This is a genomic window from Flavobacterium sp. 38-13, from assembly GCF_001899155.1.
In the GTDB taxonomy this organism is placed as follows: domain Bacteria; phylum Bacteroidota; class Bacteroidia; order Flavobacteriales; family Flavobacteriaceae; genus Flavobacterium; species Flavobacterium lindanitolerans.
The window spans coordinates 68,499-81,004 of the sequence record NZ_MKVG01000012.1; the positions used below are offsets into that span (position 1 = coordinate 68,499).

A 12,506-nucleotide genomic window follows, 5' to 3' on the forward strand; every position below is an offset into this window, starting at 1 on the left:
TTCAACTTTCAACTTTCAACTTTCAACTTTCAACTTTCAACTTTCAACTTTCAACTATAAAAAAAGGGTTGCCTTTCAGCAACCCTTTTTTCTATTGACTTTAGAAATTATCTCTTGATAATCAAGAATTCACTTCTTCTGTTTTTAGCATGATCTTCTTCTGTACAGTTTTCTTTGCAATCCACTTTAGGCTCGCTCTCGCCATAACCTTTTCCAGAAATTCTGGATTTGTCGATTCCTTTAGAAATAACATACTGAACAGTTGATTTTGCTCTTCTGTCAGAAAGGTTCATGTTGTAAGCATCGCTACCTCTGTTATCGGTGTGACTCTTAACCATAATAACCATCTGGTCGTTGTTTTTCATTACCTGAACAAGCTTGTCTAGCTCAAATGCACCTTCCTGTGTGATGTTGCTCTTGTTAAACTCGAAGAAAATCTCTTTCAAGACAATTTCTGTTGGAGTAACAATCACATCGATTGGCTGCAGGTCAGCATTCACGTTTACGATTCCTCCGTTAGTTTTGGCAACCGGAAATACATTGCTTTCGTAACCGTCTTTTGCCACCTGAAGTGTATAAGCTCTGTTACAATCTACACTGTAAACCACTTGTCCGTCTGCAGCTGTAGTTCTTGTTTCGATAACATTTTTCTTATCGTCAAGAATAGCAACTCTTGCATCAGACAAGATAGCTCCTGTTTTAGCATCTCTAACAATAGTAACAACTTCTACGCCGCAAACCGGAGTTGCCTGATAGATATTGTCATTACCTGTTCTGTTACTTGAGAAGAAACCGATATTTTTAGCGGTGTTAAATGTAAACGCAAAATCATCTTTTGATGTATTTACCGGAGCTCCAACGTTTATTGCATCAGTCTTTTTGTTGAAATCGATTAGGAAAACATCCAAGCCTCCAAAACCTTTTCTTCCGTCTGAAGCAAAGAACAATTTGTTGTCATCTGTAATGAAAGGGAAACTTTCATTACCTTCTGTGTTTACTTTAGTTCCCAAATTCTCAGGAGTTCCAAAGCTTCCATCAGCGTTAACAGCTACTTTCCAGATATCGTTTCCACCGAGAGATCCTGGCATGTTCGAAGAGAAGTAAAGTGTTTTACCGTCTTTGCTGATACTTGGATTGCTTACTGAATATTCCTTGCTGTTAAATGGAAGTGCTTTTACATTACCCCATTTATCACCTTCTTTAGTTGCTTTGAACAAATAAACCTGTCCGAATTTAAGCTTTTTCGATTTGTCTTTTTCGAAGTCACCTTCTTTAAAACTTTCGCTGGCAAAATACATTGTATTTCCATCAGCAGTAATTGAAGCCGGGCCATCGTGGAATTTTGTATTGATTTCAGAAACCGTTACAGGCTCGCTGAATGTTCCATTAGCATTGTATGTTGCTTTGTAAAGATCCAGGAACGGCTCTTCATTCCAGCCATAAGTTTTTCTTGACTTATTTCTGGCACTCGCAAAATACAATGTATTGTCATTTGTCAATACAGCACCAAAATCTGATTGGTCACTATTAATATCTAATGACTTTTCATCATACAATTTGGTTTGGCTTTTCAGTTTTGGAAGATAATTAGGATCTTGCTTAAATGCTATAGCTCTCTGGTCGTTTGGAGCCATACCTGCAAATTTCTGCATTTGCACATTGGACTCTTCATACTTCCCTTCTGCTTTTAGCATTTGTGCATATCTGTAATAAGTTTCTGCATCCTGCTTTTCCTGAGTTGCTTTAGCATACCACTTGATAGCTTCCTTTGTATTAAAAACATTATAATAGCTATCGGCTAGCTGCTTATAAACATAATTATCAGCCTTACCTTTGTCTACTAGCTTCAGGTATTCGTTAGAAGCATCAACATATTCAAATCTGTTGAATAGTTTGTCGGCCTTTTCGGTATCTTTATTTTGTGCTGATAGTGTCATACTAGCGATCACAAAACTTAATGTAATATATAAATTTTTCATTGTCTAGGTCGCTTTTAGGTTAGAAATATCTTGGTGAACGTGATACCTTTTTCGGGAAATTCAAATCAAATAACAGGATAACCTCGTGAGAAGCCGGAGTTGTAACTTTCAGGTCAGAAATAATTCTGTCATAAGCATAACCCACTCTTAGGTTTGGAGTAATTGCATAATTAACCATTCCTCCAAAAGAGTCATCCAGTCTGTAAGTTGCACCAATCTCAAACTTTTCATTGAATAAAAAGTTAGTCGAAACGTCAAATGATGTTGGTGCATCAAAAGCTGACTTCACCATTGCAAACGGTTTGAATTTGATGTTATCTGTCAATTGGAACACATAACCTCCCGTTAAGAAATAGTGTTGTGTTTCCTCACCATAATATCTTTCCTGACCATCTCTCCTAACATTCAAATGCTTTGATTTGAGCATGTTTGGAACCGACAAAGCGATATAATAATTATTAGTATAATAGAAAAAACCTGTTCCGATATTGAAATATGTATTGTCACTATCTTCTGAGAATGCCTCATCAGTCGGATCAGGTAAAGACCCATTAATATCTGAAAACAAGCCTATTTTTTGGAAAGTGGCACCTGCTTTAATACCCAAGGCTAAGCGGTGCTCTCCACCAAGATTTAATGTATAGGAGAAATCCCCATAAACGTTCTGTTCTTTAACAGGACCAATTTCGTCAGAAATCACAGACAAACCTAAACCTACGTTTTTTCCGGCAGGAGAGTGTCCTGAAAAAGTAAACGTTCTTGGAGCGTCTTCGATTCCTTCCCATTGCTGTCTATACAATAATCCAAAAGATAAGTTTTCTTTTGAACCCGCATAGGCTGGATTGATCACGTTCATATTATACATGTACTGCGTATAATGCGGATCTTGCTGCGCTTCAACATCAACAAAAACCGACAGTGTTATCAGTGCGGTGAAAAGTATTTTCTTCATTGGTTTGATTTTTTTATAGTATCAAAACACTGCCTGCCATAGCAGGCAGTGTTTTTGACATATCTATTTTGTTTGTCTATTGATTTGAATCCATCCTGTTTTAGAAGGTACACCGCTACGCTCTATCACATAATAGTAGGTTCCGTCAGGCAATTCTTTGTCTTTGCTAGATTGACCTCTCCATTCGTTCGTGTAGTTCGTACGAGTGTATACTTCTGTTCCATAGCGGTTAAAGATAGTCAATTTCTTCACATTGAAACCGGCAAGGTCAAAATAATCATTTTTACCATCGTTGTTTGGCGAAATACCTTTTTGAATGTCACAGAAAGTGCTTTCTACAACAACAGGTTTTACATTCAAACATCCAGTAGCTGTACTGATTGTCACCGTAAAGTTCAATGGATACTGAACTTCTCCCGAAAGGTTGGCAACATATTGCGAAACATTAAAGATGTTGCTGTTGGTTCCAACCGGAGCTCCTAAAGCATCTTTCCATACAAATGTATAGCTTGGATCAGAAGGCTCAGCAATAAGAACATACTCATTGTTTCTACATTCGTCAGTAACATTAATTTCGAATGTGCTCTCAATAGTCACAGTATATGAAGATTCTGATCTGCTTCTGCAAATTGCAGGATCAGCCGGAATTATATACTTAATCACATAAGTACCTGGTGTACTTGTACCTGCCATAAATTCACCCGTTGTAGGATTCACATTCAATCCCGTGCTAGGCTCAACCGTAAACTGTCCGCCCGGTTCGAAAGCACCTGTTGGCAATTGTCCTGGTAGCGTAGCGCCTGAACAGAAACTATCATCCGCATAACTGAAATCTGTTACCGGGGTAATAGAGTTGGTAATTACGATAGTTGCATCAAATGTTCCTCCTGCTTTACATTCTGCAGGAATAGCATCCAATAAATAATTAATCGTGTAAGTACCTGGTTGTGTATTGGCAAGGTTGATTTCTCCTGTTGCCGGATTTACAGAAACGTTAGCATCTGTTGACGAGAATACTCCACCCGTTACAAAACCTGCTCCTAAATTAGGTGTTGGGTTTGTCGTTGCACTCTTACAAACTGGTGTTGTATAGTTAAATGTAACTACCGGTACAATAGTAGTACCTGCAATAGTTATTGTAAACTGACCTGTCTTATCATCCGTACAGTTTGTAATTGCAGGAGTTACTGTATACGTAACGGTATAGTCACCAGCAGTAGCTCCGTCAAGAGTAATTGTTCCTGTAGCAGGATCAATTGGCAATGCCGGAGAAATTGTATAGCTTCCGCCTGCAGTAAATGTTGCAGCGGTTACCGCTGTCGGACTAATTGTACCTGAAGGACAAACCGGTGTTGGGTATGTGAACTCAGTATCAATTTGATTCACCTGTACAGTAAACTCTAGCGTTTCATCACAGCCTGCTGTCACTTTTACACTATAAGTTCCTCCATCAGCAGCCGTCGCTGCAGCAATATTGAATGTAGATCCTGTCTGGCTGGAAACAGTTCCATCAGGCAATGTCCATTCAAAAACAGCATCAGCCACATTAAAGTTAGTTGCCTCAACAGTAAGAGTAGTAGAATCACCTTCACAAAGTATTGTGTCTCCTGTTACTGTAAATGCAGGTAGCGGAGCAGTTGGATCAACATTAAATTCTCTTGTTACAAAACATCCTGTTGAAATTTTCTCGATTCTTACATAAATAGGAGCAACAACTGTAGAAATAACAGAAGTAATTCCCGGTGTAGATCCGTCTTCAGCTTCTGGCTGAGTCAGGTAGTAAGAAATTTCATAATCATCAGAATTATCAACACCATCAAGAATTACGGCCGTATTTTCGGTTACGTTAAATGAAGTTGTAGTTCCTGTACAAGCCAGTAAATCATTTGGCTCATTGATTGGGAATTGATCTACTTTTAATGTTACTTCAGCTTTTCTTTCAGTAGTAGTTCCATCACACTTGTCGTATAGAGCTACAGCCTGCATTAATTCAACATCATCAGCACAAACATTAATACTCAAGTCACTACTGTAGAATTCACCATTTTTAAGCCATTTGAAAACTACGTTAGACAAGTCTCCATCCGGAATAAACCTCCAGGCTTCGTTACTGGCTGTCCACGTACCAACGTTTCTTCCTGGTGGAACAGCAAATTCTGTATTTGTGTCTCCCTGGATACCGATAACACCAAGCCCCTGGTTATGACTATTACAAGGAGTTCTGCTTTCAACGTAAACGTCAATCATATTACTTCCTTCATACAATACAATCTGGCTGGTCTGCAATTGACTATTACAGCCATAAGAAGCCATTTTATAAATATTCAAAACGAAAGCCCTACATGGAGCCGTACCAAGAACCGTATAGTTGATAGAAGCATCTGCCGGTGAATTCCCAGGTCTTGGATCTAAATCCTGTAGTACTCCTGAAATAGAATTTCGGTATGGCAATTGTGTTGGCGCATTTGTAGGCGGAATACTTGGTATTTGTCTGTTGGTAGCCATTGTCCATCCTGCATTATCAGATCCTGGTGTATACATACCACCGTTTCCTTGTGGTCCGGCAATACTGAATGTAATAGCACCGTTATCCGTCACTAACAATTTGCTGTATGAATCTCCAAAGAAACAGAAATTAAATGGCCTGCTGTTTCCAGTAGAATCACTAAGTAATGTCAGGTCAATAAGTGGTGACCAGTCGTCATCCACGTTTACCGGAACTGTAATACTTCCAGGTCCTGCAGTGTAAGGGAATGGCGGAGCATAGTCGATACGCTCAACACGATATCTGTTAGTAGCCTGTGTCTGGAAATAACTTGCCGTCAGGTCAATACAGTTGTCATTTGGACAAAGAAGTTTTTCTTCTCCCACAGACATTGTAATACCTTCAATATCTACACCAATACATCCTGGTGAGTTATAGATTGTAAATTCATATGGTCCGGCCCAGTAACTTACGTTATCCGGTCCGCAAATTGCTCTTACATAATATTCATATGGAGTAGCTTGCGCCAATCCGGTAATGTTAGCATGTGGCACGTTTACACGCTGTCCAGGCAAGTTTCCAGGATAGTTACCTCCAGCTGGCTGGAATACATACTCCCATGCCTGCTCCGTTCCTCCCGGTGACCAGGTAAGGTTTGCGGAAACCGGTGAAGTTTGCTCAACGGATAAGTTGGTTGGATAAGGACATGTAATTGTAGAACAGAAAGGCATCCCTCTGTACAATCTACTGTTTGGTCTTCCGGTTCCGGCAGGTTTAGTATATACTACTTCATTATAGAAGTTTGTAATTGTCAAACCAACCTGAGCCAGGTTTGCCGTACTGGCTGTACTTGGATTCCAGAATACTTCAAATTGTACTCCAGGACAGAAGTTAACCACTTGTGTAGCTGAAGCCTGTCCGTTAGCAGGACCCGTTAAAGTAGCGATAACCAATCCGTTTTGGATAATGTTCATCGAAACTCCTGTACCCCATCCGTTAGATGCAGTATCTGTCATTGTGAAAGTATAAGCACATAAATCTGCTGTTTCGCAAAGAAGTGTTCTGAACACGATTGGTCCAACCCACTGGCTTACATTTGGATCAGCACAGATTGCTCTTACATATACTTCATATTGGTTTCCTGGCTGTAACGGAGTACCGTTAACAGTATTTGTGTTTGCCAGGAAGTTTACGTTGTTTGTAGTAACAGCCCCATTAAAGTTAGCTGCCGGAACTCCTGTTCCGATTGGCTGAACTGCTACCTGCCATTGTGTTTCCTGATATCCTGGTGTCCAGAATATTTGTGCAGAAGTTGAAGTGATACTGTTCGTCACTATTCCTAAATCCATAGGATCCGGACATGCAGGAATTGGCTCAAACACTACATCATCAATAAAGATTTTGTTTGCGTTGTTTACTCCCGGAGGAACACGGAAAGCGATATTTACCAAATCACCATTAGTTGTGGCACTACCACGACCAACAAGATTAATGATACGCTCCTGATAAGTAGTATTTGTCAATGTACCTGTCCATAATGGTGTCGCGGCAAAATCTGATGGAGCAATTCCAGTATTTCCTGCGTTTGTAATTCTGATTTCAAGCGCATTTGCTGCAGTAGCACTGGCTACCTTATATTTATATCGCAATCTATAGTTCTGTCTTAAATCTAATGTTGGCGAAATCAGCCAGTCATCATTATTGGTACCGTTATTAGGCGTAAAAGTAGCTACTTCGTTTCCTTCAGAAGGAGTTGCCGTATCGTTCATGTTCCAGGTATTGGTACCCAAAACACTCAATACAGACCAGCAAAGTTCTCTTGTTGAAGTACTGTTGAATCCTTCAGAATAAGGAACCGCTAGCGGCTCACAAGCAGTGTTGAACAGGAATGGTCCTACCCAACGGCTAACATCTAAAGGAGAAGTTGAACAAACCGCTCTTACATAATATTCATATTGGGTAGCCGGAGTTAAGGCAGAACCTGCCCCTCCCGTTCCATATGTTCCACCGTTTGCTAAATTCACTGCTCTGGTATCATCATAGGCAGGAGCTCCTGCTCCCGGTGCCTGAACTACTACCTGCCATGCAGAAGCGCCTCCTAATGCAGGCTGCGTCCAGAATAAATCAGCACTTGTTGTCTGAGGGTTTCTTACGCCCAGAGCAGTAGGAATACCACAAGATACGGCCGTTCTGAAAGTAAACGGACCTACCCATGTACTTGCCCTGTTTGTTCCACATACCGTTCTGATATAGAATACATACTGAGTATCTGAAATCAATCCGGTTCTTGGATTAGGACGAACTGTTGTAGTGTTCGCTAAATTGATTGGATCATCATTTCCAGGTGCCACAGCAGTTGCCTGTGGTGCCAGATAAATTTCCCATTCCGTAGTTGGTCCCGAAGGAAGTGAAGCCGGTGTCCATGTTAGGGTAGCACCGCTTGCTGTGATTGCTGTTGCTCCCAGGTTGATTGGAGGAGGACATTTCGGGAATTCACAATCTACCATTTCTGTATGCAATGGCGTAGTGCCCGGTGCTCCGGTTCCAGCCGTTTTTTGATATAATAATTGTCCGAAAGAGTTTTGGACAACGATTCCTACACTTGCCTGTGCTGTACCACCAGATACCCAAACCAGTTCAAAAGGAATACCGTTACACAAAGGTACCGGAACTACTAAGGAAGTACCTGAAGTGAATTGAGGCCCTAATACTTTTACGGTAATACCGTTTTGTCGTACATGCATAACCGCTCCTTGCCATCCGTTAGTACCGGTTAGCCTGAAATTATGAACGCACTGTGCGTTTGGTAAAGTAGCATCACATATAGGTGTGAAGAATTCGAACGGACCTGCCCATGGGCTATAAGTCGTACCACCTTCCACACACAATGCTCTTACCCAATATTGGTAAGCAGTAGAACCCACAATTGGGGTTCCGTCAACTGTGGTAGTAAAATCTCTATTTGTCGTTACCAGAGTTCCTGAAACACCAGGACCAGGAATAGATGCTCCTGCCGGTTGAATAGCCACTTCCCATGTTGCATAAGCAGGGTTAGGATTATCCCATGCCAAAGTAACTCCTGTCTGATTAACAACCGGCGCACTTAAGTTAGTTGGCTCCGGACAAGTTACATATTGCAATTCTAAATAATAGCCTACTGTTTGTGTAGCACTGGTTGAAGAAATAACCACAATATAAGTCTGTCCTTCTGTTACTGCCAAAGCAGGAATTATTCTTGTACCACTTCCGGTGTTTGCCACACCCGTAATACAGCTCACTCCTACGTTAGCACAACTGTTGTATACAAATAAAGCGGAGTTTGGTCCGGTTGGCGTCATTTCAATTCTGACATCTCCGGTTGACGGAGCTACGAAAGAATAGAATACTTCGTTACCTGTCATATAATTTGTAGTGGCAGGAACGGCTCCACAACCTGTCCCCTGAGCTACATCGGTTCTGTCATTTGAGTTGCTTGTATTATTATTGGTAGAATACGGTATGCCCGGCATCACAATAGGATCCGAACACCTTTCTCCTAAAGCAGCTGTTGTAAAGAAATAGGGTGCAGTCCAATCACTCTTATTGGTTGCAGAACAAACAGCTCTTATATAATATTTATAATTGGTAGCAGCAGTCAATGTCCCTACAGGAATAGTGTAGGTTAGAGCGCCTGTTATAGGTATTATTGTACCCTGGTCCAATGTTTGTGTATCACGAACAATAACCAATTCAAAATCAGTTGCTCCTCCTGCCGGAACATTCCATGTAAGTACCGCATTCGTCATATTAATGGTAGGTGCCGCCATGTTTATAGGCATCTCACATTTTTTAGAAACACGCACATCGTCAATATACCAACGGTCACCTCCAAGGGCAGCGGTTGGCTGTGTGAAGACACGGACAAAAGCAATATACACCTGTTGCCCGGCATTATAGCCCAATGCTTTCAGGTTAACTGTTTTTTCGTCCCAGTGTGGTGTAGTACCGTCAGCTTCATAAATCCCATTTGGATTTAATTGCTGTTCATTCCAGGTTTCAGCAAGAGCATAATCTGCTAAAACACTAGGATCAGCATTTCTGGAAACCCTAATTTCATAGATGGTTCCCTGATCTTCATTAAGGAATGCTCTGGTTAAAAATTGGAGTTGGGCGTTTTCCGGCAAAGTAACCCGAGTAGTGGATAACCAGTTTCTCGAGGTGTTTCCCTGTCCAATCTGATAATTCTGTACAAATGCAGAATTGGGAACTGAAGCAGAGAAATTGGGTTGTGTGTTAATCAGCCAGTTTCTTTGTGCAGGAGAACCTGCTGGCAAACTACCATTATACCAATTCCAACCTGCAGGGAGTGCCGTACCTCCATCAAAATTCTCTGTCAGGCCTTGCCCATAGGCGACAAGAGAGATGAAAAAGGTAAGAAGTAATAACGTAATTTTTTTCATAAAATGAAAAGTTTAGGTTGTTTAATATATTTTGATAAAAATTTAAGAACTCCAAATTTAACTATTTTTAAGAATATCGTAACAAAAAAATGACATTTAACTAAATTGTTTTGTGAATATCAGCAGTTTTTGGGTCTATGGTGAGTTTAACGTAGAATTTTTTTCTCTTTTTTAAAGTATTATTTGCTGATTTTTTTAAAGTTTCTCCTAAAAAACATTCATCTTTATATATAATATTTCAATTTAACATTTTTTATGAAATGTTACTCAATAAATCATATTTTGCATTAAAATTCATGCAAAAGAAACCATGGGTTAGATATTAAAACGCCCTTTATAATCTTAATGAAGATTCTATATAACAAAAAAAAGCCTCCATGAATATAGAGACAAACAAATAATTTACATAAAAAAATAATCTTTTGGCACTCCTGTTATTAGCCAAACTGTTTTTATCTTTGCACTTATGCTAGAAAAGGAAACCATAAAGTTTGAAAAAACGGTAGTTGTCGGGATAGTCACACAACACCAGAATGAAGAAAAGCTCAACGAATATCTTGATGAGCTCGAATTCCTGACCTTTACGGCCGGCGGAGAAGTTGTAAAGCGCTTCTCCCAGAAAATGGAACGCCCTAATCCGAAAACTTTTTTAGGTACCGGAAAAATGGACGAAATCCACCATTATGTAAAGGAACACAACATCAATACGGTTATTTTTGACGATGAGCTTTCGCCTTCGCAACAAAAGAATATTACCAAAATACTAAACTGTAAAGTACTGGACAGGACGAACCTCATCCTGGATATTTTTGCGCAACGTGCCGAAACATCCTATGCCAGGACACAGGTAGAATTGGCACAATGCCAATACCTGCTGCCAAGATTGTCCGGAATGTGGACCCACTTGGAACGTCAAAAAGGAGGTATCGGGATGCGTGGTCCCGGTGAAACTGAAATCGAAACGGACAGGCGTATTGTACGTGACCGTATTGCCTTGCTGAAAGACAAAATCAAGGTTATCGATAAACAAATGTCTGTACAACGAAGCAACCGTGGCGCTATGGTTCGTGTGGCTTTGGTAGGTTATACTAACGTGGGTAAATCAACATTGATGAACGTCATCAGCAAAAGTGAAGTTTTTGTTGAAAACAAACTGTTTGCCACATTAGATACTACCGTACGCAAGGTGGTTATCAAAAACCTGCCGTTCCTGTTATCAGATACCGTTGGATTTATCCGTAAATTGCCGACACAGCTTGTAGAATCGTTCAAAAGTACGCTGGATGAAGTGCGCGAAGCCGACCTGCTATTGCATGTTGTCGATATTTCGCATCCGGATTTTGAAGACCATATTGAATCCGTAAACCAGATTCTGGCCGACATCAAAAGTGCAGACAAGCCCACAATTATGGTGTTTAACAAAATTGATTCGTACAAGCACCTGACTATTGATGCTGACGACCTCATTACTGAGAAGACAACCAAGCACTATACCCTTGAAGAGTGGAAAGACACCTGGATGTCACGTATGGGAAAAGACAGGGCGCTTTTTATTTCTGCACTCAACAAGGAAAACTTCGAGGAGTTCCGCGAAAAAGTATATGAAGCCGTAAGAGAAATCCATATCACACGTTTTCCTTACAACAAATTTTTATATCCGGATTATAAAGAAGCTCCTGAAGATCAAAATGATTAAAAAACAATAAAAAGAAAGCCTTCCGATGGAAGGCTTTTCTTTTAATATGTAGTGGTGTTTTTTTTTAAAAACCGTAATTGGCTCCTACCCCAAATACTTGTCTGATTTGGAATCCCTGAAAAGCATTGTCATCATAAATAGTCTGGAACGACAGGTTGGTAGAAAGATATTTGTTGATTTTCATCACGATATTTAACTGGTAGTCCAAATCCACATTCTGAGGATCTTCAAGATAATTGGAATAAAGGCTCAGGATGTTTTCAAAAGTCACATTGGCCATAATATCAAGCTTGTAATATGCCGAAGCATAGGCTCCCAATTCATAACGCAGCGACTTACCTTCTTTTACACCAAAATAGGCCTCATTAGGTAATGTAAAATTCTTGTCCACAAAAGTGATTTTTGAAGTAGCCGGTGCAAAGTTGAATTTCAAATTGTCATCTCTTTTCCAAAGAACACCCGGACCAAAAGTAAGATAGGCCGGAGAGAGGAAGTTGGTAATTTCGCTCCTTATTTCCACTCCATTGGCGTCTTTCCCATACTCATAACCTTTGGTAAACTGGGTCTTAAAATTTAAGAACGCAGAATAATACCAACGACTGTCCGGCTTGAATTTTTTACCAAGTAAAGAGTTCAGTTCCAAACGGTCATCTGTTTTCTTGGCAAATGAACTGGTTCTCGTTTTAACGATACCATACGATGCAATGACTTTGTTGTCCCACGTGAGATCGTCCTTCTTGTAATTGAAATCATAATTGACACCAAGGGTTCCGGAGATGTTGTTCTCACCACCCGCTAACCAGTTATCAAAGGTAGATTGGTTAAAAAGAAGAGACGCATTTCCTTTGGTCTGCCATGTTTTAGTAGTATCTGCTGGCGCAGCTGGCTCTTGAGCTTTTGCCTTTGTCATTCCGAAAAAGCAAAGCATTAGTAAGGTGAACTTTTTTATCATCTT

5 protein-coding genes are annotated in these 12,506 nt (G+C 40.2%); 1 reads left to right on the forward strand and 4 read right to left on the reverse strand.

Annotation, left to right across the window (positions count from 1 at the left end):
* Window positions 1-107: 107 nt before the first annotated feature.
* The 3 genes from BGO88_RS07030 to BGO88_RS07040 form a co-directional block, all read right to left on the reverse strand.
* Window positions 108-1,979: an OmpA family protein gene (locus BGO88_RS07030; protein WP_056066940.1), complete on the reverse strand. Its 1,872-nt coding sequence runs from the start codon at window positions 1,977-1,979 to the stop codon at window positions 108-110.
* 19 nt (window positions 1,980-1,998) lie between these two features.
* Window positions 1,999-2,931 (reverse strand): PorP/SprF family type IX secretion system membrane protein, encoded by a 933-nt coding sequence (locus BGO88_RS07035; protein ID WP_286706420.1) that lies wholly within the window; start codon window positions 2,929-2,931, stop codon window positions 1,999-2,001.
* A gap of 63 nt (window positions 2,932-2,994) precedes the next feature.
* Window positions 2,995-9,855 (reverse strand): choice-of-anchor J domain-containing protein, encoded by a 6,861-nt coding sequence (locus BGO88_RS07040; RefSeq protein WP_286706421.1) that lies wholly within the window; start codon window positions 9,853-9,855, stop codon window positions 2,995-2,997.
* 466 nt (window positions 9,856-10,321) lie between these two features.
* On the opposite strand from BGO88_RS07040, the gene hflX reads away from it, so the two are divergent.
* Window positions 10,322-11,551: a GTPase HflX gene (gene hflX, locus BGO88_RS07045; RefSeq protein WP_286706422.1), complete on the forward strand. Its 1,230-nt coding sequence runs from the start codon at window positions 10,322-10,324 to the stop codon at window positions 11,549-11,551.
* Window positions 11,552-11,615: 64 nt separating this feature from the next.
* Here the strand turns inward: hflX and BGO88_RS07050 are convergent, their stop codons facing one another.
* Window positions 11,616-12,500: a DUF3078 domain-containing protein gene (locus tag BGO88_RS07050; RefSeq protein ID WP_374117954.1), complete on the reverse strand. Its 885-nt coding sequence runs from the start codon at window positions 12,498-12,500 to the stop codon at window positions 11,616-11,618.
* Window positions 12,501-12,506: the final 6 nt, after the last annotated feature.

What these genes read in the sequence shown, in the direction of transcription:
- hflX (WP_286706422.1), top strand. Translation starts at nt 10,322, where the DNA reads ATGCTAGAAAAGGAAACCATAAAGTTTGAAAAAACGGTAGTTGTCGGG.
- BGO88_RS07035 (WP_286706420.1), bottom strand. Translation starts at nt 2,931, where the DNA reads ATGAAGAAAATACTTTTCACCGCACTGATAACACTGTCGGTTTTTGTT.
- BGO88_RS07040 (WP_286706421.1), bottom strand. Translation starts at nt 9,855, where the DNA reads ATGAAAAAAATTACGTTATTACTTCTTACCTTTTTCATCTCTCTTGTC.
- BGO88_RS07030 (WP_056066940.1), bottom strand. Translation starts at nt 1,979, where the DNA reads ATGAAAAATTTATATATTACATTAAGTTTTGTGATCGCTAGTATGACA.